Origin of the sequence: uncultured Sphingomonas sp. (assembly GCF_937859915.1) — a bacterium.
Lineage (GTDB): Bacteria > Pseudomonadota > Alphaproteobacteria > Sphingomonadales > Sphingomonadaceae > Solisphingomonas.
Genome location: NZ_CALMAW010000036.1, coordinates 18,262 through 43,277 on the forward strand (window position 1 = coordinate 18,262; position 25,016 = coordinate 43,277).

Annotated in this window: 25 protein-coding genes, 2 tRNA genes and 1 pseudogene; 9 read left to right on the forward strand and 19 right to left on the reverse strand. The window is 66.9% G+C overall.

Going from position 1 to position 25,016, the window contains the following annotated elements:
• Positions 1-99 precede the first annotated feature (99 nt).
• The 5 genes from Q0326_RS05525 to wrbA all read right to left on the reverse strand — a co-directional run bounded on the left by Q0326_RS05525 (position 100) and on the right by wrbA (position 4,538).
• Positions 100-1,125 (reverse strand): radical SAM protein, encoded by a 1,026-nt coding sequence (locus Q0326_RS05525; RefSeq protein WP_298687976.1) that lies wholly within the window; start codon positions 1,123-1,125, stop codon positions 100-102.
• Positions 1,126-1,150: 25 nt separating this feature from the next.
• On the reverse strand, positions 1,151-1,399 hold the full coding sequence (locus Q0326_RS05530; protein WP_298687978.1) for a hypothetical protein: 249 nt from the start codon (positions 1,397-1,399) through the stop codon (positions 1,151-1,153).
• A gap of 560 nt (positions 1,400-1,959) precedes the next feature.
• Positions 1,960-3,177 carry an NAD(P)-binding domain-containing protein gene (locus Q0326_RS05535; protein ID WP_298687980.1) on the reverse strand — a complete coding sequence of 406 codons (1,218 nt, stop codon included), beginning with the start codon at positions 3,175-3,177 and terminating at the stop codon, positions 1,960-1,962.
• A 91-nt stretch (positions 3,178-3,268) separates the two neighbouring features.
• Positions 3,269-3,880, reverse strand: coding sequence for a GTP cyclohydrolase I FolE (gene folE / locus Q0326_RS05540; RefSeq protein WP_298687982.1), 612 nt, complete (start codon positions 3,878-3,880; stop codon positions 3,269-3,271).
• A 58-nt stretch (positions 3,881-3,938) separates the two neighbouring features.
• A complete protein-coding gene (gene wrbA, locus Q0326_RS05545; RefSeq protein WP_298687984.1) occupies positions 3,939-4,538 on the reverse strand; it encodes an NAD(P)H:quinone oxidoreductase in 600 nt (199 codons plus the stop codon).
• Positions 4,539-4,890: 352 nt separating this feature from the next.
• Here wrbA and tcuC point away from each other — a divergent pair, with 352 nt between their 5' ends.
• A complete protein-coding gene (gene tcuC, locus Q0326_RS05550; RefSeq protein ID WP_298687987.1) occupies positions 4,891-6,168 on the forward strand; it encodes a tricarballylate/proton symporter TcuC in 1,278 nt (425 codons plus the stop codon).
• 52 nt (positions 6,169-6,220) lie between these two features.
• Here the strand turns inward: tcuC and Q0326_RS05555 are convergent, their stop codons facing one another.
• Positions 6,221-6,985 (reverse strand): 3'-5' exonuclease, encoded by a 765-nt coding sequence (locus tag Q0326_RS05555; RefSeq protein ID WP_298687989.1) that lies wholly within the window; start codon positions 6,983-6,985, stop codon positions 6,221-6,223.
• 107 nt (positions 6,986-7,092) lie between these two features.
• Between Q0326_RS05555 and Q0326_RS05560 the strand changes: the two genes are divergently transcribed.
• Complete coding sequence (locus tag Q0326_RS05560; protein ID WP_298687992.1) at positions 7,093-8,217, forward strand: NADH oxidase; 1,125 nt, start codon at positions 7,093-7,095, stop codon at positions 8,215-8,217.
• A gap of 85 nt (positions 8,218-8,302) precedes the next feature.
• Here the strand turns inward: Q0326_RS05560 and Q0326_RS05565 are convergent, their stop codons facing one another.
• Entirely contained in the window at positions 8,303-8,725 is a 423-nt protein-coding gene (locus tag Q0326_RS05565; protein WP_298687994.1) for a DUF3597 domain-containing protein, read from the reverse strand.
• A 208-nt stretch (positions 8,726-8,933) separates the two neighbouring features.
• On the opposite strand from Q0326_RS05565, the gene Q0326_RS05570 reads away from it, so the two are divergent.
• Positions 8,934-9,164 (forward strand): hypothetical protein, encoded by a 231-nt coding sequence (locus tag Q0326_RS05570; protein WP_298687996.1) that lies wholly within the window; start codon positions 8,934-8,936, stop codon positions 9,162-9,164.
• A gap of 14 nt (positions 9,165-9,178) precedes the next feature.
• Here Q0326_RS05570 and Q0326_RS05575 read toward each other — a convergent pair whose 3' ends face one another.
• The 3 genes from Q0326_RS05575 to Q0326_RS05585 all read right to left on the reverse strand — a co-directional run bounded on the left by Q0326_RS05575 (position 9,179) and on the right by Q0326_RS05585 (position 11,501).
• Positions 9,179-9,694, reverse strand: coding sequence for a nitroreductase/quinone reductase family protein (locus Q0326_RS05575; RefSeq protein ID WP_298687998.1), 516 nt, complete (start codon positions 9,692-9,694; stop codon positions 9,179-9,181).
• Between the two features lie 83 nt (positions 9,695-9,777).
• On the reverse strand, positions 9,778-10,944 hold the full coding sequence (locus Q0326_RS05580) for a hypothetical protein (protein WP_298688000.1): 1,167 nt from the start codon (positions 10,942-10,944) through the stop codon (positions 9,778-9,780).
• Positions 10,941-11,501, reverse strand: a complete 561-nt coding sequence (locus Q0326_RS05585) for a hypothetical protein (protein WP_298688002.1) — start codon at positions 11,499-11,501, stop codon at positions 10,941-10,943. Before Q0326_RS05585 ends, Q0326_RS05580 begins: the two co-directional genes overlap by 4 nt.
• Positions 11,502-11,669: 168 nt before the next feature.
• On the opposite strand from Q0326_RS05585, the gene Q0326_RS05590 reads away from it, so the two are divergent.
• Both Q0326_RS05590 and Q0326_RS05595 read left to right on the forward strand, forming a co-directional pair.
• Entirely contained in the window at positions 11,670-12,554 is an 885-nt protein-coding gene (locus Q0326_RS05590) for a LysR substrate-binding domain-containing protein (RefSeq protein ID WP_298688004.1), read from the forward strand.
• A 144-nt stretch (positions 12,555-12,698) separates the two neighbouring features.
• Positions 12,699-13,991 (forward strand): Hsp70 family protein, encoded by a 1,293-nt coding sequence (locus Q0326_RS05595; RefSeq protein ID WP_298688006.1) that lies wholly within the window; start codon positions 12,699-12,701, stop codon positions 13,989-13,991.
• Between the two features lie 16 nt (positions 13,992-14,007).
• Here Q0326_RS05595 and Q0326_RS05600 read toward each other — a convergent pair whose 3' ends face one another.
• Complete coding sequence (locus Q0326_RS05600) at positions 14,008-14,322, reverse strand: hypothetical protein (RefSeq protein WP_363303748.1); 315 nt, start codon at positions 14,320-14,322, stop codon at positions 14,008-14,010.
• Positions 14,323-14,397: 75 nt separating this feature from the next.
• Positions 14,398-14,511: pseudogene (locus Q0326_RS05605) on the reverse strand (helix-turn-helix domain-containing protein); the annotation flags it as partial.
• An 80-nt stretch (positions 14,512-14,591) separates the two neighbouring features.
• Between Q0326_RS05605 and Q0326_RS05610 the strand changes: the two are divergent.
• The gene (locus Q0326_RS05610) at positions 14,592-16,430 is read left to right on the forward strand and encodes a molybdopterin-dependent oxidoreductase (RefSeq protein ID WP_298688008.1); all 1,839 of its coding nucleotides are present in this window, start codon (positions 14,592-14,594) and stop codon (positions 16,428-16,430) included.
• Positions 16,431-16,622: 192 nt separating this feature from the next.
• Positions 16,623-19,019 carry a TonB-dependent receptor gene (locus Q0326_RS05615; RefSeq protein ID WP_298688010.1) on the forward strand — a complete coding sequence of 799 codons (2,397 nt, stop codon included), beginning with the start codon at positions 16,623-16,625 and terminating at the stop codon, positions 19,017-19,019.
• A 292-nt stretch (positions 19,020-19,311) separates the two neighbouring features.
• On the opposite strand, the gene Q0326_RS05620 is transcribed toward Q0326_RS05615, so the two are convergent.
• From Q0326_RS05620 to Q0326_RS05630, 3 genes are all read right to left on the reverse strand, one after another.
• Positions 19,312-19,629, reverse strand: coding sequence for a hypothetical protein (locus tag Q0326_RS05620; RefSeq protein ID WP_298688012.1), 318 nt, complete (start codon positions 19,627-19,629; stop codon positions 19,312-19,314).
• Between the two features lie 157 nt (positions 19,630-19,786).
• Positions 19,787-20,362 (reverse strand): DUF2076 domain-containing protein, encoded by a 576-nt coding sequence (locus tag Q0326_RS05625; RefSeq protein ID WP_298688014.1) that lies wholly within the window; start codon positions 20,360-20,362, stop codon positions 19,787-19,789.
• A gap of 99 nt (positions 20,363-20,461) precedes the next feature.
• Positions 20,462-20,803, reverse strand: coding sequence for a hypothetical protein (locus Q0326_RS05630; protein ID WP_298688016.1), 342 nt, complete (start codon positions 20,801-20,803; stop codon positions 20,462-20,464).
• A 678-nt stretch (positions 20,804-21,481) separates the two neighbouring features.
• Between Q0326_RS05630 and Q0326_RS05635 the strand changes: the two genes are divergently transcribed.
• Positions 21,482-21,649, forward strand: coding sequence for a hypothetical protein (locus tag Q0326_RS05635; protein ID WP_298688018.1), 168 nt, complete (start codon positions 21,482-21,484; stop codon positions 21,647-21,649).
• Between the two features lie 107 nt (positions 21,650-21,756).
• Here Q0326_RS05635 and Q0326_RS05640 read toward each other — a convergent pair whose 3' ends face one another.
• The 3 genes from Q0326_RS05640 to Q0326_RS05650 all read right to left on the reverse strand — a co-directional run bounded on the left by Q0326_RS05640 (position 21,757) and on the right by Q0326_RS05650 (position 22,945).
• Entirely contained in the window at positions 21,757-22,032 is a 276-nt protein-coding gene (locus Q0326_RS05640; protein WP_298688020.1) for a hypothetical protein, read from the reverse strand.
• A gap of 347 nt (positions 22,033-22,379) precedes the next feature.
• A tRNA-Arg gene (locus tag Q0326_RS05645) sits at positions 22,380-22,456 on the reverse strand.
• Between the two features lie 414 nt (positions 22,457-22,870).
• A tRNA-Thr gene (locus tag Q0326_RS05650) sits at positions 22,871-22,945 on the reverse strand.
• 110 nt (positions 22,946-23,055) lie between these two features.
• Between Q0326_RS05650 and Q0326_RS05655 the strand changes: the two genes are divergently transcribed.
• Positions 23,056-23,184 (forward strand): hypothetical protein, encoded by a 129-nt coding sequence (locus tag Q0326_RS05655; protein WP_298688022.1) that lies wholly within the window; start codon positions 23,056-23,058, stop codon positions 23,182-23,184.
• Positions 23,185-23,201: 17 nt separating this feature from the next.
• Here the strand turns inward: Q0326_RS05655 and Q0326_RS05660 are convergent, their stop codons facing one another.
• Complete coding sequence (locus tag Q0326_RS05660) at positions 23,202-24,998, reverse strand: aminopeptidase P family protein (protein ID WP_298688024.1); 1,797 nt, start codon at positions 24,996-24,998, stop codon at positions 23,202-23,204.
• Positions 24,999-25,016: the final 18 nt, after the last annotated feature.

Sequence of the window (25,016 nt, forward strand, 5' to 3'; positions counted from 1 at the left end):
GGGCGGCCTTTTTTGTTTGGCCCTATCGGTGGGCCGAAGATGTGCGGCGCGCGGTGCCGGAGCCACGGTTCACCGACTGTCGACCGACCGGGTCGACGGTCACGCTACTATGCGTTCGATGGCATGTGGCAGTGCGGTTGCTCGCGGCTGCTTCGCAGCGGCCTGCATCGCGACGATCGCCTTGGCGGGACATTGCAGCGCCGCCCGATCGTCCATGTGCCAGCCCGAAAGCCATTGCGCGTAACGCTCGTTCAATCTGATCACGCCGTCCGAGCCGATGCGCCCGACCGCATTGTGCGCAGCGTTCAACGCTACCGTGCACATCTGTACGGCGCCATCGGCGCGGATGACGAAGCTGTTGGGCGTTGCAGCATAGCAGACATGCTCCTCGTCGGCATCCGCGCCCGATGCCGCCTTGCCGAGACCGGCCAGGCGATCCTCGAGCATCCGGGCGGCGTCCTGGAAGCGACCGCGGGACATCGGGCGGATCGTGTCGGGCAGCGCGCGGCCATAATTGCCCAGCATTTCGAAGGCGAACGACACCCGGGGATCCTGCACGATCGTACCGAGTTCGGCGAGCAGGTCGTCGAACCGTGGAACGCTGATCTCGTCGAGGTGGATCCGCAGGGTGATCGCGAAGAGGAGATCAGAGGCACAGGCGGCGTGAAGGTTGGCGAGGATGGTCGCGAGGTCGCCCGCACCCTTGGCTTGACGTCGGCGGGCATTGTGGACGTCTGCCGGGCCGTCGATCGTGATCTGATATTGGGAGACCCCAAGCGCGCAGAGCCGTCGCAATCGTGGCAGGGTCAGGAGATGGCCGTTGGTCGTCGCGCCCGAATGCAGCCGGATCGCGTGTTCGGCGGCGCTGTCATTTGCCGCCTGCATGATCTTCTCGATCACCGCCATGGCGAGCAACGGTTCGCCGCCGAACCAGGAAATGGTGAGTTGATCGAGCAGCGGCGCACGGCTGGCGACCAGCCGGACGATGCCGTCGGAAACGCTATCCGCCATCCGCCCCTGCTCAAAATCCTCGTAACAATAGACGCACCGGTAATTGCATTTCTCGGTTGGCATTATGATCAGCCCGAGACGTTTGTTGAGGAAGGCGGCGGCAAGATGGCTCATAAAGACGTTCCTTCGATCGATCGTCTCATTCGTCGGCGCAACTCTTGATATTGACGCACAGGGACTGCGAATTGGTCGACGCGTCCTCGAAGGCCTCGGCGGAGGGGAGCGCACGCAGTGCCTCAGCCACCTGCTGATCCTCAATATGGACCCGGCCGTCCGCCGTCACCGACACATGCCCCGGATCGATCGTCGACAATATATTCTTGATGTCTTCAACATTTGAATCGGACATGGATATCTCCATAATAGACATGGTATATTCGTTCGCCATAGATTGCATCGATCATCGTATTTGAGCGATTCTCTATAGCGCTAATATTGATAACATCTGACAGTCGACTCGCAAGCGGCGATCCGCGCCAGTCTGACGTTGTTTATTGTTGACAATTGAGGCGCTTAACTGTTGATGGGCGCATATTGGCTCTAATGGCATCGAGATCGCTCGCGCCCGCTCGACGCCTGTCGTGCCAAACGAAGACTCGCATCTAATCGGGGGTCCGCTCCGACCGGGATCGCATCGCGTCCGCGCTCCAACGCCCCGGTCTCCTAGGACGCAAGGCGTCGGCCGCCGGCGCAGACGACGGCCCCCGCGGGATCCGCGGCCCCGCACTTTCCCGCATGCATGAGACACGCCAGGGCGCCGACCGTTTCGCTCGCTTGGTCGTACGACAAAAGGCGGACGACGCGCGTCCGCACATTTTGCATGCGCCATAGCTCCGCGGGGGGGAGGTAGGGCCTCACATCTCTAAAATTGCGCGGTGCTCGCGACCGGTCCCGGACCCGGGCCCCGGCAATCGCGGGCGAACGAGGACGCGCGCTGGCGGGGCTCCGCTATTCCGCCGTCATCACCGCAATCGCCGCCTCGGCCTGGCGCGCAAATGTCATGCCGTTGCCGATGCCGGCATAATAGCCGAGGAACAGCGCCATCTCGCGGAGTTGATCAACGGTGAACTCGGCCTGGTGGCGCGCGCCGTCGAGCTGGACCTCGAGCAGGTCGGCGCGGCCCAACATCGTTGTCACGCCGAGCGCGAGCAGGCGCCGGTCGCGCATCGTGAGATGGCCCCGCGCCCATATCTCGCCGAACAGATGTTCGACCGTGTCGGTCAGCCCCGGCGTCCGCGGTGCGGCGTCGAGCCGGTCCGCGACCGCCGGCGCATAGACCCGCGCCATCGATGCGATCCCGCGCGCCCACGGATCGTCCGCGCGCGGCGGCGCGGCCTCGCCGGCGAGCGTCGCGCGCATCTTCGGGCGGACGACGTCGGCGATCGGCGTCTCGATCCCGGCGGCGCCCGCAAACTGCTGGACCGCGGCCAGATCCTTCTGGACCAGCCGATCGACCGCGGCGACCTGCTCGTCTGACCAGCGCGTGCCCGTCAGCTGCGCCTCGAGCCGCGAATGCGGCGCGGTGCCCCCCTCGGTCGCGGACTTGAGCACCGCGAGCAGCATCGCGGGATCGGCGCCGCCCGCCGTCGCGAGCTCCACCGCCTCGTGGATCACCGCCCAGCTCGCATAGGTGACGTGGTTGCGTGCGAGCTTGACGATCATCCCCGTACCGAGCCCGCCGCAATGGACGACGGTCTTGGAAAAGGCCTCGAGCACGGGTCGGATGCGCTCGATCGTCGCGGGCTCGCCGCCGACCATCGTCACCAGACGGCCCTGCCCCGCCTGGGTCACGCCCGCATCGACCAGCGTCGCGCCATGCTGCGCGCAGATCGCGGCGAACTCGTGGATCGCTGCCAGATCGAGCGTCGAGAGGATGACGACGACCAGCCCGGGCTTGGCGATCGACAGCAGCCCTTGGTCGCCAAGCAGCACGTCGCGCACCTGCTTCGCGTCGATCACGGCGATCATCACGACGTCGGCGCGCCGCGCGACCTCGGCCGGCGCGGCGCAGACGGTGACGCCGTCGAGTCCGTCCGCGGCATCGGCCCGGACGTCGAACAGGATGGGGTCGTGGCCCGCCGCGGCGAGCTGGAGTGCGACCCCTCGGCCGATCATACCGAGCCCGACGACGCCGGGCCTCAGCTGCTGCGATACGGCGTCGGTCATGTCCATCTCCCGGTGTCGCGGCGGCCCCTTACGAGCTCATCCGATCTGGATCGCGTCGGCGCCGGTCACCCCGCAGGGGTGTCGCGCCCACTCAATAGCCCATCAGGCCCATCACCTCGCGGCGGCTGCGCTGGTCGTCGCGGAAGCAGCCGAGCACGCGGCTGGTGGTCATTCCGACGCCGGGGGTGCGCACGCCGCGCGCGGTCATGCAGGCGTGGCTCGCCTCGATCACGACGGCGACGCCCTGGGGTTTGAGATGCTCCCAGATACAGTCGGCGACCTGTGCGGTCAGCCGCTCCTGGACCTGGAGCCGGCGGGCGAACCCCTGGAGGACGCGGGCAAGCTTGGAGATGCCGACAACGCGGTCGCTCGGCAGATAGGCGATCGACGCCTTGCCGATGATCGGCGCCATATGATGTTCGCAGTGCGACTGGAACGGAATGTCCTTGAGCAGCACGACATTGTCGTAGCCGCCGACCTCCTCGAAGGTGCGGTAGAGATGACGCGCGGGATCCTCGCCATAGCCGCTGCAATATTCCTTCCAGGCGCGCGCGACGCGCTTGGGCGTGTCGAGCAGGCCCTCGCGCTCGGGATCGTCGCCCGACCAGCGGATCAGCGTGCGGATCGCGTCGGCGACCTCGTCGGGCACGGGAATCTTGGGGCTCTCGGCGACGAGATCGCCATCTTCGGGGTCCTGGGTCATGCCCCCTGCTATCGGGTCGCGCCGCCCGCCTGGCAAGAGCCGGGCGGCGCGAAACCGCTCAGGCGAACAGCTTGGCCGCGGTCTCGGCGACGAGCTTGCCCTGGAAGCGTGCGCCATCGAGCTCTTCCGCCTCGGGCTGCCGCGCGCCGTCGCCGCCCGCGATCGTCGTCGCGCCATAGGGCGCACCGCCGCGGACCTTGTCGACGCCCATCTGCGCCTGGAAGCTGTACGGCAGGCCGACGATGGTCAGGCCGAAATGCAGCAGGTTGGTGATGATCGAGAACAGCGTCGTTTCCTGCCCGCCATGCTGGCTGCCGGTCGAGACGAACGCCGCGCCGACCTTGCCGTTGAGCGCTCCCGACGCCCACAACCCGCCGGCCTGGTCGAGAAACGCCGCTAGCTGCGACGACATCCGACCGAAACGCGTGCCGGTGCCGACGATGATCGCGTCATAGTCGGCGAGCTCGGCGATCGTCGCGACCTGCGCCTTCTGATCGAGCTTGAAATGATTGGCCTTGGCGACCTCTTCGGGAACGGTTTCGGGCACGCGGCGGATTGCGACCTCGGCGCCGGCGCTGCGCGCGCCTTCCGCCATCGCCTCGGCCATCTGCTCGACATGACCGTAGGACGAATAATAGAGAACCAGAACCTTCGCCATCGACTTGCTCCTCGAAAAACCTGACCGGCAGGCTATGCGCGTCGACGAAGTCGGGATCGAGACGCATAATGCCGATTTGATCGTTCGAGATTGTCGAATAGTGGCGAGGCCGGCGCCGGTACGCCCGCCATTCCCACACAGGCAGCGCTTGGCGCTCGCGTCTGACGTTGTGACGCTGCGTCTATGGATCCCGGATCAGCCGTCCTGAGCGTGTCGAAGGACCCGGAATGACGAAGATGGCGGGGAAGGAAAGCCCACCACCGCGTCTTCAAAAGTCCTTGTCACGCCGCGCCCGCTTGCGCATCCGCATCCCAGACCCGCGGCCCCGTCGCGAACCGAGGAACACCCGTCGATGGCGTCGATCACATCCCCCAGGTCCCCCGTCACCGCCGGCGACGTCGTGCGGATTGCGAGCGGCAATTTCCTCGAAATGTACGACTTCATGGTGTTCGGCTATTTCGCCGCCGCGATCGGTGCCGCCTTCTTCCCGACCGGCGACGCCGCCAGCGCGCTGCTCAAATCGCTCGCCACCTTCGGCGCGGGCTTCCTGATGCGGCCGCTCGGTGCGCTGGTGCTGGGCGCGTTCACCGATCGCCACGGCCGCCGCGCCGGGCTGTTGCTGACGCTGGCGCTGATGAGCGTCGGCATCGTCACGCTGACGGTGACGCCCAGCTATGCGACGATCGGCGTGCTCGCCCCGATCCTGGTGCTCGGCGGCCGGCTGATCCAGGGATTTTCCGCGGGTGCGGAGCTCGGCAACGTCTCGGTCTATCTCGCCGAGATCGCCCCGCCCGGCCGGACCGGCTTCTATGTCTCGTGGCAATCGGCCTCGCAGCAGGTCGCGGTGGTGGTCGCAGCGCTCGTCGGCGTCGCGCTGGCGGGCGTGCTGGGGCCGGCACAGCTGGCGGCCTGGGGCTGGCGCGTCCCGCTGGCGCTCGGCTGCCTGCTCGTCCCCCTGCTGTTCGTGCTGCGCCGCCATCTGCGGGAAAGCGACGCGTTCGCACAGCGGCCGCCGCCCGCCGATCTCGCCGCCATTGCCCGCCAGCTGTGGCAGGCGCGCGCAATCGTACTGGCGGGATTGGGGCTGGTGCTGATGACCACGGTCAGCTTCTACATGATCACCGCCTACACCCCGACCTTCGGCAAGCTGCTCCATCTGCCCGAGCAGGCCAATTTGTGGGTCACCGCGGGCGTCGGCGCGTCCAATCTGCTGTGGCTGCCGACGATGGGCGCGCTGTCCGACCGGATCGGACGCAAGCCGATCCTGATCGCCTGCACGCTGCTGATGCTGCTGACCGCCTATCCCGCCATGGCGTGGCTGACCGCGGCGCCGAGCGTCGCCCGTCTGATCGCGGTCGAACTGTGGCTGTCGGCGCTCTATGCCAGCTACAATTCGGCGATGGTGGTCTATTTGACCGAGATCGTGCCGGCGGCGGTGCGCGCCTCGGGGTTCAGCCTCGCCTACAGCCTCGCGACCGCGGTCGGCGGCTTCACGCCGTTCGTCGTGACCTGGCTGATCGGCGTCACCGGAAACCGCGCCATCCCCGGCGTCTGGCTCAGCGTAGCGGCGCTGCTCAGCCTGTGGGCGATTTTCGCCACCCGTCACTCCCACGAAGGCGGGACTCCTTAGACTCTGCGCGTGATGATCGCGCGGCGCACCCATGGATCCCGGCACAATCGCTTCACAACAGGCGCCCCTGAATCGGACGCGGCACGTCCGGCAGCGCCGACACCTCCCCCGTCTCGCGCCGCGCCAACTCGGTCTGCGCGGAAAAGCGAACATCCTCGTCGCGGTCGCGCGCGAACCCCTGCACCGTCTCGGTCGGAAGTTCGCGCCAATAGCGCCCGCGCTCGGGGCCGGCGGGCACGCGCGGCAGCAGCCCGGGCTCGTCGCTCCACGCCAGCAGCTGCTCGAGTGAGGCCTCACTCAGCATGTCGCGCAGATGATGCGCGGTCACATAGGCGTCGGGCATCGCGCGGTGGACGGGCAGTCCGATCGCGCGATCGAGCCCCTCGGGCATCCGCCAGTAGCGCAACACCTGGTTGGAGAAACTGGGCGAGCCCGGCCACAGCCGCAGCGCGCATTTCCAGGTGCAGATCCAGCGCGCCCCGCCCGACAGCGCCGGGGTGCAGAAACGCTGCTCGAAGCTTGCCCGGTGCGCCGCCAGCGCGACCGCCCCGCCTTCGGGCTTAAGCACCCCCGGTGCAACGTCGCGCCAATAGCCGGCGTCGGCAACGTCGGCATCGATGATATGGTGGACCGCCATCGTCACCGGCGGGATTGGCCGTCCCGGATTGACCAGGATCGCACCGCGTTCGTCATCGACCGCCCAGCGCCCGTCGGCACCGAGCACGACATCCTGCCAACCGATCTCGCACACGTCGTGCGCGGGCGGGCGGGAACCGGTAGTCTCCAGATCGACGACTCGGACGCGGGTGACGCTCATCGGTCGGATATGGGCGGTACCGTCGCATATCCAAGCGCCGCGGCCCCTTTCCCGCGCCGTGCAGGCGGCCTAGCATCGCGCCCGATACATAAAAAATGGAGCGGATGATGACCTTCACGGCACGCGAACTGCGATCGACGATCGACGAGGACGGCAACCTCCGCCTGTCGCTGGAGACGGTCGAGATCAACGATCCCGGTGACGACGAGATCGTCGTCCGGATCGAGGCGGCGCCGATCAATCCCAGCGACATCGGGCTGTTGATCGGGCCAGCCGACATATCGACGCTCTCCGCGACCCCAGGCGACCGCGCCGGCGTGACGATGACGGTACCACGCGGCCGGCTCGGCGGCGTCAAGGCGCGGATCGGGCAGTCGTTGCCGACCGGCAACGAAGGCGCCGGCACCGTCGTCGCGGCGGGCAAGAATGCGAAGGCGCTCGAGGGCCGGCTGGTCGGCATGGTCGGCGGCGGCATGTATGCCGACTATCGCCGCATCCGCGCCCGCGAGGTCGTGCCACTGCCCGCGGGCGCCACCGCCGCCGACGGCGCCTCGATGTTCGTCAATCCGCTCACCGCGCTCGGCTTCGTCGAGACCGCGCGGCGCGACGGCCACGCCGCGATCATCCACACCGCGGCCGCGTCCAATCTCGGCCAGATGCTGCAGAAGATCTGCCTCGCCGACGGCATCCCGCTGATCAACATCGTCCGTTCACCCGCGCAGGCGGAGATCCTGCGCGGCATCGGCGCGACCCATGTGCTCGACAGCACCGCCGACGGCTTCGCCGCCGCATTGACCGAGGCGATCGTCGAGACCGGGGCGACGGTGGCGTTCGACGCGATCGGCGGCGGCACGGTCGGCAGCGACATCGTCCAGGCCATGGAGCGCGCCGCGGTACGCCGGATGACCGAATATAGCCGCTACGGCTCGGATACGTTCAAGCAGCTCTATATCTACGGCGCGCTCGACATAGCGCCGACGACGCTCAACCGGCTCGCCTTCGGTTTCCAGTGGAGCGTGTCGGGCTGGCTACTCTTTCCTTTCCTGCGCACGGCCTCGCGCGAGACAGCCGAGCGGATGCGCAAGCGCGTGTCGGACGAGCTCACCTCCACCTTCGCGAGCCATTACAGCCGCGTGATCGGTCTGGCCGAGGCGCTCGAGCCCGAGGTGGTGCGCGGCTATGAGCGTAAGGCGACGGGGGAGAAATATCTGATCGATCCCACGCGCGGCTGAACGCGGCCCCGTTGGTGTTGGGCCCATCGCCGCCGTCGCTTGGGACGGCTGGCGATGGGCTCGCCGCGGACACACGCGGCGCCTGTTAGCCCTTGAGGCTGTCGGGCACCTTGCCGCCATTGTCGGCGAGCTTCTGCATCACCGCCTTATGGAGCGCGATATTTTCCTCGGCGGTCCCGTCGGCACCGACATGGACGGCAAGCTCGCCGGCGAGGTCCTTGCGTGCTTGCAGGCTCGAATCCATGTCGAGCAGCTTGAGCAGGTCGACGATCGAGCGCTGCCAGTCGAGGCTTTTGCCCTTCGACGCTGCCATCTGCGTCAGCACCGCTTCGACGTCGACCGGCTGCGCCGGTGCGGCGGCGGGCGTCGCGGGTGCAGTCGGCGCGGCGGTGGGTGCGGTGGGCTGAGCTGCCGGAGCCGGTGCGGCAGCCGGCGCCGGAGCGGCAACAGGCGCCGCCGGCTGGCCGTGGTGAAAGATCTTGGTCATGATCGTGCCGAAGATGCTCATCTCGCGTCCTTGTGCTGGGAAGCTCCCGGAGCGATCGCGGCATCGCGTTGTTCCGCCCCGCCGCGGCACGTCCTTGCGGAAGCGCGCGATTGGCGACGAGTGATGGCGGCGATCGGCTGAAGCGCCCGAATCCCGCCGACATGCTCGCCAGATCCATCGACACCAAACGCCGCGTCGATCGTTGGGGCGGAGCGTAGAGGAGGTGTCGATGGCACACAGATTGGCGGAAGCGCAGTTCAAGTCGGACGTTGCGCGGATCAGGTCGCACGCGCGAGACGAGGCTGCCAAAGAGGCGGTCGCGCGCGATGCACGCGCCGAACGGCATGCCCGCCGCGTCGGCAAGGCCAAGGCCGTGTCGGCGCCGGCGATCGTCGCCCTGACCGCGCTGGGCGGTGTCGCGCTAGGCTGGCGGCGCCGCGCGAAGGTAGCCGCCGAATAGGCACCGGAAGCGCGTCAGCTCTGCCGGATGCCGGTCGCATCGGCCTCCGTAAACGTCGCGATCGGCGCGATCGGTGTCATCATCACCAGCGGCAGGATCCGCGCCGTCGAGGCCTGATAATTGGCATAGAAAGGGTGGCAGTCGATGAGGAATGCCCAGATCTTGTCGCGCTCGTCACCCGCCGGCTCGCGCCACGTCGCGCGAAACGCCTGGCTGGCGATCTGGAAGGCGATCTCGTCGGCGCTTTCGAGATTGAGGTACCAGGCGGGATGCGCGTCGGCACCGCCCTTCGACGCGCAGATCACGACCTCGCCGCCAATGTCGGCATAGCAAAGCGGGGTGATGAACACTTTGCCGCTCTTGCGCCCGACATATTTGATCAGGCAGTGAGTCGCGAACGCCCGCCCGCCGACGGGCGTGATGTCCATGATATGGCCTTGGGTGCCGCCAGAGCGAAGATACAGTTCGCGATGCTCGGTGACCCAGTCGCGGCGGACTGCGGTGATCGCGGCGGCGGATTCGTCGCTCATGGCATGTGCCTTCCTGACCTGCTTCCCACGCAAACGGGCCGGCTGCTCTTCGTCAGCCTGGCCCGCCGGGTCTGCCAGATTCGCTATGCCGCCGCTACCGCCCCGGCTGCAGGCACCGCCGTCGCGATACTCTTGGTCTGCGCCAGTGCGCTGCCGAAGCTGTGCAGGCCGAGCGCGTGCAATCCGCCGAGCCCGCCGCAGACGAACAGCACCAGATCCTTGGGCTCGGGAGTCGCATAGACGTAGCCGTCGCCGCGGACCCGGCCCTGATCCTCGAGCTGGCCGCGGTGCAACCCCTGAAGCCAGTCCGCCGACACGCGTGCGTGCTTCCAGATGATCTCCTGCACGTCCTCGAGCCTGGGCACTTCGCGCGCGACGAGGTCGGCGCAGATCGGATTGATCCCGATCGTCATCTCCGAAAACTCCATCGCCGGCGAATAGCAGTTGGCACCTGCATAGGAGACCGACTTTCCGATCATCTCGAGGAACGCCATCGCACCCGTCGAGGTCGTGTCGAGGATGTTCATCGTCCCCATCGTGCTGAACGCGGTGACCGCGTTGCCCGCGATCCCGGCACGGCGTTCGGCGAGCGGCGCCCAGGGCGACTTCTCCTCCCACTCGCCCATCAGCAGCCCGGCGGTGCGTCCGGGCGAGCCAAAGGTTGTCTGCGAGCTGACGCCGGCGACCTGGCCGGCGACGTTGCGCAAGATCAGCCGGATCGCGCGTCCGATCGCATTGGCCCGGGTCGCGACGCCGCCGGCGCAGCCATAGCCATAGGGGATGTCGAGCGCGTCGCGCACCGGGCCGTTGACGATGAAGCCGGGATAGACCGATGCGGTCGTCGCATTGACGCCGTACAATTCGAAATCGGGCTCGCTGATCGCCGCGATCGCCGCGATGATCAGCTCGAGCGAGGCGGCGGGCGCGCCTGCCATCACCGCGTTGATCACGATCTTCTCGACGGTGCATTCCGAGCTGTCGGGCATCCGCGCGATCAGCTCGTCGGGATAGCGATCGTTCGCCGACAGGAACGTGCGAACGCGCGCGTCGGTCGGCGGGATCAGCGGCAGCCCGTCGCCCCAGCCCTGCTCGAGCGAGAATGTCGTGAACGCCTCGATATCGTCCTCCGCATCGAACCGCCGGCTGGTCAGCCAGTCGACCTCGCAGCCCGCCGGACCGCAATCGCGGCTGACGAGCAGCTTGGGAGTCGAGACGCCGCGATGCGACGGCGTGATCCTATGGATCGTCACGCCGCCTGCTCCCGCGCAGTCAGGCTCGCGCCCATGACGCCGAGCAGGCCGTCGAAATAGGCTTCGGCAACGGGCTCGACTTCCTCGCGCGACAGTTCGTTGAGCGGATAGGGCAGGACGTGGACACGCAGCCCCGATCGCCCGCCCCGTGCCGCCAGCTCATGCGCGAACTCCTCGAAATTCTTGGTCGCCACCGCCACCGTCGGAACGCCGCTATTCGCGGCCGCGATCGCGTCGCGGATCGTCCAGCCCGTGCACGAGCCGCAATTGGCCAGACCCGAGACGACGATGTCGACGGTCTTGAGCCAGGCTTCGAGCGACCGCGCCTGGTCCTCGCCCTCCTCGCCGGAGCGGTTGGTCGAGCGCCAATAGGTCACGGTCGCGCCGGCCGTCTCGAACTTCTGCGCCCAATTCTCGCTGATCAGATCCCAGCAGCGCCAGATCTGGTCGAGGCGGAAGCCGACCCGCTTGCCCGCGAGTTCGCCCGCATCGGGTCCGGGGCTGGCATTGTCGTCCATACGCTTGGCGGTGGGGTCGAGGATCTTTATCGAGGCCATCGTTCGTCTCCTGGTCTGCCGTGGCGACCTTGTCGGTCCGGGAGCGATGGTCGCCGGTCATCCACTCCGTAGCGGCTGATCGCCGCCGTCTTATGCAGTGCAGGCTTGCAGAGGCATGGCGGCGCGTCCAATGCATTTGACGAGGTCAAATGATACGTCTGGCGCATCATGCTCGAACTCCGTCACCTGCGAAACTTGACCGTGCTGGCGCGGCGGCTCAACTATGCCCGCGCCGCCGAAGAATTGGGGCTGACCCAGCCGACGCTCAGCCGCTCGATCCAAGCGCTCGAACGACAGCTCGGTCTGCAATTGTTCGATCGTGACCGCGGCGGCGTCAGCCTGACGCCGCAGGGCCGGCTGTTCGCGGAGCGCGCAAGCTTCCTGCTCGCCGACGCCGATGATCTCGAACGCCAGTCGCAGCTGAGCGCCGCGGGCGACGCCGGCCGCATCCGCTTCGGCATGGCGCCGATGCCGGCGCGCGCGTTGCTCTCTGCGGTTTTGTCGCAACGGATCGCGGCGGCGCCCGAGGTCGCCAACGAGGTCATTGTCCGCGATGTCGAGGCGCTGTGGCAGCTGCTGCTCGCCGGCGAGATCGAGTTCTTCGTCAGCCAGGACGGCTTGCTCCACGACGTCTCGCAGGCGCGCGTCGATCTGCTCGGCCACTTCCCGCTCAGCCTGATCGTGCGCGCCGGGCATCCGCTGCTCGACGCGCCGGACAGCGATCGCCGCTTCCCGATCCTGCGCTCGAGCTGGGCGGGCCTGCCGCTGCCCCCGGCGATCCGCGATCATGTCCAGGGTGCGCCCAATGTCGTCGAGGATTTCGGCACGCTCGCCGAACTCACCGCCGCGACCGATGCGATCTGGTTCTCGTCCGCCTACGCCGCCGCGCAGGAATTGGCCGACGGCCGGCTGTGCGAACTGCCGCAGCCGCATCGGCACGAGGTCCGGGTGGTGATGTATACGCTCGCGCGGCGATCCCTGTCGCCGCTGGCCCGCGCGTTCAAGAAGGCGCTCCGCCAGCATATTGCGATACGCGCCCACCCGCCCGCCTGACCCGTATCAGAGCGATGCTTGCGGATCGCGGCGTGCCCCGGCAAAGGGTCCGCCCGCTTGGCGCTGCCAGCTGATGAGGATCGCCGAGATGCGCCGCCTGCCCGCCCCCCATCCTGCGCCACGCGCCGACGCGGAGCGGCGGCGATGACGGGCGCCGGCCCGGTCGTGGGGCTCGACTTCGGCACGACCAACACCGTCGTCGCGCTCGCGCGGGACGGCGGCGCCGAGATGGTCGCCTTCGAAGGGCCGCATATGCGCGACACCGCGTTCCGCTCAGCGCTGTGTTTCTGGCAGGACGATGCGGTGCGCGGCGGTCTCGCGTCGGATGCCGGCCCCTGGGCGATCTCGGAATATCTCGAATATCCGGAAGAAAGCCGGTTCATCCAGTCGTTCAAGACCGTCGCCGCAAGCGCCAGCTTCGAGACCGCCTCGATCTTCCACAGACGCTACCGTTTCGATGAGCTTGGCCACATCTTCCTTGACCGGCTCAAGGCGCACGCCGGTCGCACGCTCGACACGTCGCCAGCGCGCGTCATCGTCGGGCGACCGGTCGAATATGCCGGCGGCCGGCCCGATCCGGCGCTCGCGCGCACCCGCTACGACGCGATGTTCACGGGCTTCGGCGGCGAGGTCCACTATGTCTACGAGCCGCTCGGCGCCGCCTACAGCTATGCGTCGCGACTGACCGAGCCCGCGACGATCCTCGTCGCCGACTTCGGCGGCGGCACCAGCGACTTCTCGGTGGTGCGCGTCGCCGCCGCGGGATCGTCCAAGCGCTGCATCCCGCTTGGCCATGCCGGCATCGGCATTGCAGGCGACCGATTCGATTTCCACATTCTCGACCGGCTGGTGCTGCCGCTGCTCGGCAAGGGCAGCCAGTATCGCTCGTTCGACAAGATCCTGGAGATCCCGCGCAGCTGGTATCACGACTTCGCCGACTGGTCGCGGCTCGCCCTGATGCGGACGCCCAAGATCCTCGCAGAACTCGATCGCCTGCGCCGCAGCGCGATCGACGGCGAGGCGATCGGCCGGATGATCGCGGTGATCGAACGCGAGCAGGGCTATCCCCTCTATGAGGCGGTGGGCCGGGCTAAGCGTGCGCTGTCCACCGCGGACGAGACGATCTTCGCCTTCACCGGCGGCGGGCTCGACATCACGGCAGCGCTCGACCGCCGCGCTTTCGAGGCGTGGATCGCCGCGGACGTCGCCAAACTGGAGGCGACGGTCGACCGCGCGCTCGACATCGCCGCGGTGACGCCGGCCGAGATCGATCGCGTGTTCCTGACCGGGGGCACCTCGCTGATCCCGCGCATCCGCCGGATCTTCGCCGACCGGTTCGGGGACGCGGTGATCGACGGCGGCGGCGAGCTGACCTCGATCGCGCACGGTCTTGCGCTGATCGGCGCAGAGGATGACCTCGAGGCGTGGACCGCTTGATCGCCAACTTGGCGCATCACTCGGGTGGCACATCGCCGCGGTCCTCGCCTTCGTCGACGATCGCCTGCAGCGTCGCCGCCAGCCAGGCGATCGACTGCGGCGCCGCGACGCCGCCGATGCCCTGGCTCTGGATCGCCCATCCGGTCAGCAGCGCGAACATCGTCTCCGCGCGTTCCTCGGCATGCGGCGGGCCGAGCCACTGCGCGAGCGGGGCGATCATGTGTTGCTGCGCGACCCGCGTCGCGACCGTCCGCGCCTCGGGATCGGCGAGCGCGAGGACCAGCATCACGGTGATGTCCATCGAGCCCCGCTCGGTCGACAGCCGGCTCATCACCTCGCCGAACCGATCCTTGTCGCGCGTGAAGACGCTGTGCTCGGCGATGGTACGGATCAGCGCCGCCTCGAACAGCCCGGCCTTGCTGCCGAAATAGCGCACCAGCAAGGCCGAGGTCACGCCGGCGTCGGCGGCGATCTCGCGAAGCCCGGTGCGCCCATAGCCGGACCGCGAGAAACTGCGCTGCGCTGAGTCAAGGCTATACCTGCCCGAAGGGTCGCGCGATCGGGAAGCTGCATCACCATCCGAGCGCGATCACGCAGCCGATGATGCGCCGCGGCGGCAAGCTTGTCCCGGTCAGCTGGGACGAATGCCTCGACGATCTCGCCGGCCGGCTGAAGACGGTGATCGACACGCACGGTCCCAATGCGATCGGCGTCTATTTTGGCAGCGGGCTCGGCATGGATGCGGCGGGCTTCAAGATGGGCGAGGCCTTCTACACCGCGCTCGGTGCACCGCCCAAATTTTCGCCGCTGACGATCGACGGCACCGCCAAGCTGCTCGTCACCACGATGGTCGGCGGCTTTCCGGGGCTGAGCGGCAAGACCGACTATGACGATGCGACGATGCTGCTCTATGTCGGCGTCAACCCGATGGTCAGCCACGGCCACAATACCGGCATGTTCAATCCCGCCGGCCCGATCCGCGCGATGGTCAAGCGCGGCGGCGAAATCTGGACGATCGATCCGCTGCGCACCGAGACCGCGAAATTCTCCAGCCGCCATATCGCACCCTATCCGGGCAAGGATTATGCGATCCTCGCCTGGCTGGTGCGCGAGGTGATCGACGGCGGCCCGGTCACGCTCGCTCAGCCCGTCCAAGGACTGGACGATCTGCGCGCCGCGCTCGACGGCTTCGACCGCGCGACCGCCGCGCGGATTGCCGGAGTCGAGGAGCAGGAGCTCGACGATCTGCTCGCCGCGATCCGTCGCAAGGGCGGGGTCGTCGTCGAAACCGGTACCGGGCTGACGATGGCGTCGACCGCCAATGTCACCCAATGGTTCGCGACCGTCCTGACGATCTTGACCGGCAAGATGAACCGCAAGGGCGGGATCTGGTACCACCCCGGCTTTCTCACCTGCTACGACAGTTTCGAACTGCCGGTGATGGACGATCCGTTCTCGCCCGGCCCGCCGACGATGCCGGACGTATCGGGCATTATCGGCGACTGGCCGTGCGCCGCGCTGCCCGGCGAGATCACGGCGGGGAACATCCGCGCCTTCGTCAATCTCGGCGGCAGCATGGTCCGCTCCTTCCCCGACGCCAACAGGCTGGTGCCCGCGCTCGGCACGCTCGACGTGCTGGTGTCGCTCGAGGTCGTCCACAATGAGACCACCGCGCTGTCGACCCACGTCCTGCCGACCAAGGACCAGGTCGAGCGCCCCGACATCTCGGTCTGGGATACGCTCTCGGGCAGCCTGTCGATGCTCTACTCGCCGCCCGTGGTCGAGCCGATGGGCGAGCGACGATCGGCATGGTGGATCCTCTCGCAGCTGATGCGGCGAATGGGGCTTCCCGTCCCTGACGACGTCCCGCACGACGATCGCATCCCGGGCGCCGACGACGCCATGCTCGCGCGGCTGATGACCTATGCGCGTTGCGGCTTCGACGATCTGCGCGACAAGGGCCAGGTGACGCTGCCACTCGAATTTCCGGGCGCTTGGGTCGATGCCTATATCGAAAGGATCGGCGGCTGGCGGCTGGCCCCTGCCCCGCTGGTCGCATTCTGGCACGAGATCCGCGCCGCCGACGAGGCGGCGATGCTCGATCCGGTTCCGCTGCGTTTCATCTCGCGCCGCCAACGCCGCAAGCTCAACGCGTCGCTCAGCTTTCTCGGCAGCCCCGCGGACGTCATCCTCCACCCGGACGATGCACGCACTTATGGTGTCGAGGATGGCCAGCGTGTCCGCGTGTGGACGTCCAGTGGCGAGATCGTCCTCACCGCCAATGTCAGCGACACGATCCGGCGCGGTGTCGCGTCGATCCCGCATGGGCATGAAACCGCCAACGTCAATCTGCTGACCAGCGTTGACCATGTCGATCGCATGACCGGTATGGTGCGCTATACCGGCGTTCCGATCCGGATCGCGCCGGTCGCGGCGTAACTAGCCGGCCGCCGGTCGAGCACCGACGGACCAGCCTCGCCACCGATAATGTTGCGTTGCAGCAACAATGTTACGCAATTTGCGATTCAGGTTGCGATGCAACGTAGCTGTCACGACCGCTCGCCATTAGGAGCCCCGCATCACGCCGCCCCGGACACATGAGGGCGCGGACGGTTCTTTTGGGGGTTACACATGACTATCTCGAAGACGGCGACGCTGCTGCTCGCCGGTATCGCCACGTTCGTCACGGTGTCTGCTGCGCAGGCGCAAGCGGTCGACACGCCGCCGACGCCGGATGCCGCCAAGGACGGCGGCGCGATCATTGTCACCGCGCAGCGCCGCTCCGAGAATACGATGAGCGTGCCGATCTCGGTCTCGGTGCTAAACGCCGACAAGCTCAATGACTATGCCGCGGCCGGTGGCGACACGCTGTTGTCGCTGTCGGGCAAGGTGCCCAGCCTTTATGCCGAAACTTCGACGGGCCGCATCTTCCCGCGCTTCTACATCCGCGGGCTCGGCAATATCGATTTCTATCTCGGCGCCTCGCAGCCGGTCGAGATCGTCATGGACGATGTCGTCGAAGAGCATGTCGTGATGAAATCGAACCCGGCGTTCGATATCGCGCAGGTCGAAGTGCTCACGGGGCCGCAGGGCTCGCTGTTCGGTCGCAACACGACCGCCGGCATCATCAAGTTCGACACCGCGCAGCCGACCGCCACCTGGCAGGGCCAAGGCTCGGTGAGCTACGGGACCTTCAACAGCGTCAACGCCGATCTCGGCATCGGCGGCCCGCTCAACAAGGACGGCACGCTGAGCTTCCGTCTGTCGGGCCTGTACCAGCATCGCGACAATTGGATCAGCAACACCTATGCCGGCCCATCCGACGACGGCACCAAGCCCGGCCACAATGTGCTCGACGGCTTCGACGAGCGCGACGTCCGCCTGCAGATTCTCGCCAAGCCGTCCGACCGGCTGAGCATCCGCCTGTCCGGCCATTACCGCGACTATGACGGCTCGGCGTCGATCTTCTATCGCGGCTCGATCGTGAAGGGCACGGATCAGGTGCCGGACTCGTTCGATCGCAAGGTCGTCGCCTATGACGAGGCGCAGAATAACCCGCAGGCCTATAAGACCCACGGCGTGTCGCTGAAGGCGGACTATGATTTCGACGCTGCGACGCTGACCTCGATCACCGCGTGGGAGCATCTGTCGGGCTACAGCCGCGGCGACACCGACGGCGGCGTCGGCGTCAATTTCCCGCTTACCGCCGGGGGCGCACCGTTCGGCTTCGGCGAGTCGCAGGGCCGCGTCCGCGGGCTCAATCAATGGACTCAGGAGGTTCGCCTCGCCAGCTCGGGCACGGGTCCGTTCAAATGGCAGATCGGCGGCATCTATTTCGACCAGCGCGACAATACCGAGTTCGACCAGCGCACCTTCTTCCTGACCAGCAACGTCTTCGGCGGCGCCGCGAACGCGCCCAATCCGAAGAATTTCGTGCTGCTTCACGACATCAACACCAGCTATGCTGGCTTCGGCCAGGCGAGCTACGATCTCACCAGCCGGCTGACGCTGACCGGCGGCGTGCGCGTGACCCGCGACAGCAAGAGCACCGATCTGGTCCTCCACCCCAATATCGCGGCGCTGAGCGTTCCCGGGACGGCGCCCGCTTCGTCGTTCAGCTGCGGCACCTCGACCTATTGCCATCTCGCCGACACCAAGCCGAGCTTCGATGCGAGCCTGCTCTACAAGATCGATCCGAGCGTCAGCGTCTATGCGCGCGTTGCCCGCGGCTTCCGCGGCCCGACGATCCAGGGTCGCTCGGCGGTGTTCGGCACCGCCTACACCACCGCCAATTCGGAAACCAACACCAGCTACGAGGCCGGTATCAAGACCTCGGCGCTGAACGGCACGGTGCATTTCAACGCGGCCGGCTTCTACTATAACGTCGACCACATCCAGCTCAACGGCAACGACAGCAACGGCAATGGTGTGCTGTTCAATGCCAACAAAGGAACGGGCTACGGCCTCGAGGCCGAGATGGAGGCGCGGCCGGTCCAGAATTTCCGCTTCAACGTGGGCTTCAGCTGGCTGCACACCAAGATCGACGGCAACGTCTTCGCGCAGGTCGGTGCGGTCAACCTCGGGACGGCCGCGGCCCCCAATGTCGTGCTGGCGGAGACGGTGCTCAATCCGGTCACGGCCGGCACCGGCGGCAACGCCAACCTCCGCTTCGCGAACGTCAACGGCAACCCGTTCCCGAACGCGCCGAAATACAACGTCAACATCGACGCCCGCTACGATCTCCCGATCGGCGGCGGCGACAGCAAGCTGTTCGTGTCGGGCGACTTCAACATGCAGGGCGAGACCTATTACACGCTCTACAAGTCCGTCGAATATCGCTCGAACGGCAATTACGAATTGGGCGCCAAGGCCGGCTACGCCTTCCGCAAATATGAGATCGCGGTGTTCGCCCGCAACATCACCAACACCAAGAACCTGATCGACGTGATCGACACCAACAACTATCGCGCGGGCATCTATAATGATCCGCGCGTGGTCGGCGTCATGCTCAGCGGGTCGTTCCGCTAAGACAGTGTCTCCGCGCGTCGACGTGGCGCGCGGAGACAGACGCGTACCGGGCTTCGCGGACAGGCAGCGGTCGCGCGCTGAAGTGTTGGAGAATGTCCTCGCCCAAAGAAGCGGCCGGCCGGTCTGTGACGCGGCCGGCCCAGTCAAGGGAGGAGTGCCAGAGGGACAACGACATCTGGCACTGACGACGATGGCGGCTGCCGGTTAATCAAATCTTCCTGGCCGCCCCGCGTCGCCGCATAGTGCGACCATCGTCTAGACCCACGCTCGCCAGCCGCACGGAGTTGGTCGTCTAGTTGACGGGATTGAACCCGACTCCGTCCGCGCAGTGATAGGTCTTGAGCACCACAATCTGCTGCTTGGGCGGACTGTTGCCGTCGGCGATCACGGCGACGTTGGCACCGGACTTCGCCGCCTTGTCCATCGCGGTCGACAGCGCCTTCTGCGCCGCGTCGTCGGGGTTTCGGCCGCTTGCGCGGCTCTCCGTGATCGTACCGACCGCGGTGCACGAGCCGATCTGATCCGCGCTCAGCAATCGGACGTCCCGGCTCCCCGGCGACGCATAGGCCGGTGCAACGAGGACGATGGCCAGCACGGCTGCGCGTATCATTCGCTTCTCCTGGAGTCGGCCTCTTCCATGCGCGTGCAACGTGGCCAGATTGGCCCGGCTGCGCATAGTCGCTGCCCGCTCTACCCGCTCCGGGATTACCGGCGGTTGGACATTTGGTTACAGGCGCCGGCGACGCAGCGCCCGCGCCCGTCGAGACTTACCAGCTGTCGCGACCCGCATCGTCGAAGCCTTCGCCGTCGCCATAATTGTTGACGATCACCTCGTCCGGCTGGCTCGCAAAGCCCTGGCCGCCGCCGAACATCCCGCCATGATGGCCGAACATGTCGGACAGCCCGTTGAACAGCATCTCGCCACCGGCGACACCCGCGGCGGTCGTGCCGGCGTTGCGCAGGAAGCTGCCGAGCCCGCTATCCGCCGAGAACAGTCCCGGCCGTTGCTGCGCGGGCATCGGCTCGTAATTTTCGGGGATTGGCGAATAGGCAGGCGCCTGACGCTGGCCCCACGGACTCGGATCGCGCGATGCCGGCAGGAAACTCGGCGCTTGCGGCGCGGATGGCCGTAGCTGCGCCTCGAGTTCGGCGATGCGCGCCTGGGCGGCATGAAGCGATTGGTCGGCAACGATCGCGTGCTGGACCAGAGCATAGGCCGCATCGGGATTCGCAGCGATCGTCTGCCGGATCCGTTCGTCGGCCTCGGCGTCTTTGGCGATACCCCGCGCGGCATTGAGATCGCTGAGGAAGCGGGAAAGCAGGTCACGTTCGTCCGGCGTCATGCGTACCTCCATCCAAAGCGGCGAAAGATGCGGACGATACGCCGACGATCAAGCACGTTCCGACAGATGGCGATAATTTAACCGACGGATGCCGGTATCCTATTTGAGTTCCTTGAGCATCATCGCCCGGAGCGCGGCGCGTGCCTGGTCGCCGTTACGCCGTGTGAAATCGGCGGGATCGGCCACCTTGTAGAGCTGGGCTAGCGTGGTCAGCGAGCCGCGATAGGCGGACTCGCGCGCTTCGCAGGCTGCCATCGCCAGATCCGCGACCTTCTCATGGTCCGCCGATGCATGCGCCTTCCTGTGCGTCTCCTTGAGTGTGCATGTCCGCCATTCGGCGTAGTCGAACACTTCGCTCGCCGTTACCCGATCCTGATCGCTCTGCGCGGACGAGGTCGAGGCATTCGCCGCGGCAAGTTGCGCGATCAGCAGCATGATCACGACATCACGATCCCGGCGCCCGCATTCGCAATCGCCGGACGGCGCGGCGATCGCCCGCCGGCGCGCCAATCGGACGATTCGCGGTCAGAGAGAAAGATCGGCCGACATATGCAGCGTCGATGGGGGCGGTTCATCCCCAAGCTACTAGCCGCCGCGCCGGCCATGGCCAAGCTGCGCCGAGATCGGGTGCGCCAACTCGCACCCGCCGTAGTGCCAACATTGCAGATCATGCGGGTGAACGCGGTCGAACGGATTGCACGAAAAGCGGGCCTGTTCCGCTATCAGCTCAGCGTTGGCCCGACACTCACATGTCCGCTCGGCAGGCCAAATGGTCACTTTGGCGACTGCGGCGTTGCCAAACAGCTATGCGGCACTTCTAGCCGGTTTCGGCGCGCCACGACCTTTTTCATCGTCTCAAGGTCCTCCCGACGCCGGTTGGGCCGATCACGCCACTCGATCATTAGTAATTAAATCGCCATCCGTTTTTGCAACGCAGCGCGAACGACGAAGGTGAATGCGCCAGTTCCGGCGTGCTGGGATGACAGCGCCGTCAACCCAGCAGGTTTCGCGCGCTAAACTTCGATGTCGGCCCCGGTATCTAGCTCAAACAGCAGCTAAACCGCATCCTGCATGTTGCAATGCAACATTCGCACGACCGAATGGGGCGTTTGATTACGCTTGCGTGACATTAACTATCCGACCACTATGCTGGAAAATGGAGAGGCTGCTTTGCACGATATGAAAAAGCTGAGCTACCGCACGTCGATCGCGGCGATCGCCACGGCTAATCTAGGACTGTGGGTTGCCGTAGCCGGGCTGGCCGAGCTAGCGCTTGCGCACGTTTGAGCTGATGGCGGGTTCGCCGGGCGCCGCCGGCTAGCCACGAAGTTGGCGCGGTCCCACCAACGGTGCAACGCGCGGCCAACGGCCCGGAGTGCCCGCCCTTTCCACTCCTAGCGCCGTCGGTGATAGGCGCTGCCGAGCAGCGCGCCACCTTGCGCCTTGGTCTGCCGACGATCGAAATGTAGCGATGGACCGCCGCGGATACGCAGGCGGCTGCAATCGGCACAGGTGCGGCGCCCGAACACGCAGTATTCCGCAAAGTGCAGCAGCCCAAACCTGCGATCGCGGGCTGCTGCCTTGGCAATGCGCGCCGCTTTGATTGTGATCGTTGCCGTGACCATGATCGCCACCGCGACCAGGATTGTGGTCGCCCCAGCTTCGGTCATGGCCGTGCCAGCATCCGCTAAGGCTCAGCCCGGTGGCGGTGAGAGCGATTGCCAAAAGCACCTTACGCATCCTCATTCTCCTATGCTGTTCGCACGACGCGTTGCCCGTTCATCAATGAACCTAGGCTGAGGGGCATGAGGCATCCCTCGCGCGACGACACGCGGCGGCACGCGCCGCGACCGCGATCCGATCGCCGCTTGGACGCACATGTCGCGCCGGTACCGCATGCCATGGCGGGACCGTCATGCATGGGTGATCCGGGAAGCGGCGAGCGCCGATCGAGGCAGAAGCGAGCGAGGACGAGGCTATGGCGTCGACGCTTGAACAGGACCTCGACGTGCGTGGATGGTGGCCCCAGCAGGACTCGAACCTGCGACCTTCGGTTTAGGAAACCGCTGCTCTGTCCAGCTGAGCTATGGAGCCAATCGGCGATGGCCTAGTTTTCCGCGGCTTGCCCGTCAACGCGGATCGCATCCGACCCGATCGGCAGCCGCGCAAGGGCTATGACTCGCGCGCCGGCTCAGCAGCGGCCTGCACAACGCTTATGTTGGTAAAGTCTTGGCCGACTTTGCCGTCAACCCCGCGAGCGAAAGCTCCCGGCGCGCCTTGATATGCTCCCTGCACCCCAGCGCGCGCCGGTAAATCTTTCGCCCGTCGCGGAAGCGCAACCGCCCTCCGCCGGATCGCGGGAGGTATCGACGTCCGGCACACAGGCGAAGTCTCGCATCGAGGATCGCCGACGTCGGATGGGTCAAGTGAATCGCAGCGGTCGCTGTCTGTTCGGGACCCTGCCGGCCAATGACCGCCGGCATGGACACCGTTTCTTCTGCGGGCCGGTGGTGCTGCCGGGGAGGATTGAACTCCCGACCTCAGCCTTACCAAGGATGCGCTCTACCACTGAGCTACGGCAGCACGGCCCGCGTCGCGTCCGGCTGGCGGAAGCGAGTGGCGCCTATGGAGAATGCAGGCGGTGCCGTCAAGGCAGCTTGCGGAGCCATGCTGCATTTGCCTAGGCTTCGCGGATGGATGCCAAAACCGATCGCGCAAAACGGCTTGTCGAAGCCCTTCGTGAGAACCTGCGCCGCCGCAAGGCGCAGGCGCGAGACCCCGTCGCGCCGGCCGCGGCCGCGGCAACGGACGAGCCCGCCTAGCGCCGGACTGCGCCGCGTCAGCCGAGTGGTGCCGTCGCCGAGGCCAACCAGTCACGGACGTCGGCGGGGACCAGCGGCCCGATCTCCGCGGCGACACGCGCGTGGTAGGCGTCGAGCCAATCGCGTTCGTCAGCGCTGATCAGCGACAGGTCGACGAGCCGGCGATCGATCGGCGCCAAGGTCAGCGTGTGGAAGCCCAGCAGCGGCTTCTCGGCACCCTGGACCTCGCGCGGCACGACCAGCACCAGATTCTCGATCCGGATGCCATAGGCGCCGGTCTTGTAGTAGCCAGGTTCGTTGGACAAGATCATGCCCGCGGCCAACGGCTCGTCGCCGCCCGATTGCCCACCCGACGGCGAGGCGATGCGCTGCGGCCCCTCATGCACGCCGAGATAGGAGCCGACGCCGTGGCCGGTGCCATGTGCGTAATCGAGCCCGACCGCCCAAAGATATTGCCGCGCCAGCGTGTCCAGCTGGCCACCGCGCGTACCCACCGGGAACACCGCGCGGGCCAGGGCGATATGGCCCTTGAGCACGCGCGTGAAGCGGTCCTTCATCTCGGCGGTCGGTTCTCCGATCGGGAGGGTCCGCGTGATATCGGTCGTACCGTCGGCATATTGGCCGCCCGAATCGACGAGATAGAGCGTGCCGGGCTCGATCGGCCGCACGGTCGCCTCCGAAACGCGGTAATGAACGACCGCACCGTTGGGCCCCGCCCCGGAGATCGTGTCGAACGACAGATCCCTGAGCGCACCCGTTTCGGCGCGGAACGCCTCGAGCCGCGCGGCCGCGGTGAGTTCATCCTGCCCGCCGCTAGCGGCGACGGTGTCGACCCAATGTAGGAAGCGTGTGGCCGCGGCGCCGTCCCGGACGTGCGCGGCTGTCGTGCCTGCGATCTCGGCGTGATTCTTGATCGCCTTGGGCAGCACGACCGGGTCGCGCGCCTCGACGATATGGGCCCCCCCTTCGGCGAGCTGCTCGAAGATCGCCGCCACCGCACGATCGGGATCGACCGTCACCGTCTGGCCGCCGAGCCCGGCGAGCGCGCCGGCAAAGGCCTCGCGCGGCTGGACCCGCACCGCATTGCCGAGATGCGCGGCCACGGCCTCGTCGATCTTGCCCGGATCGACGAACAGATCGGCGGTCGCGTCGGCGCGAACCAGCGCATAAGCGAGCGCGACGGGCGTGCGGCTGACGTCCTGCCCGCGGACGTTGAAGGCCCATGCGATCGAATCGAGCGCCGACAGGACCACGACGTCGACGCCGTCGCGGGTCAGCATATCGGCGATTTCCTGGCGTTTGGTCGCCGCCGAGACCCCGGCGAGCGTGTCCGGCTGGACGATCAGCCGCGCGTCGGACGGCGCGGGTTGATCGGGCCAGACCGCATCGATCGGGTTGGTCTCGACCGCGACCAATTCAGCTCCGCGCGTCGCCAGCGCCTTGGCCGCGGCGGTCACCCAGCGCTTGGTATGCAGCCAGGGGTCGTAGCCGATCCGACCGCCGCGCGGCGCATGTGCCTTGAGCCAGTCCGCGATCGACGTGTCGGGGACCGACTGGTAGCTCCACGCGTCAGCCGACACCTGTTCGCGGACCTGCAGCGTATAGCGGCCATCGACGAAAATCGCGGCCGCCTCGGACAGGACCACGGCGGCACCGGCCGAGCCCTCGAATCCGGTCAGCCAAGCGAGCCGCTGCGCATAGGCACCGACATATTCGCTCATATGCTCGTCGGTGAGCGGGACGACGAAGCCGTCGAGACGGCGGCGGGCGAGTTCGTCGCGAAGCGCGGCGAGGCGGTCTTGATAGGTCGACATGCGGCTACGATACGCGCC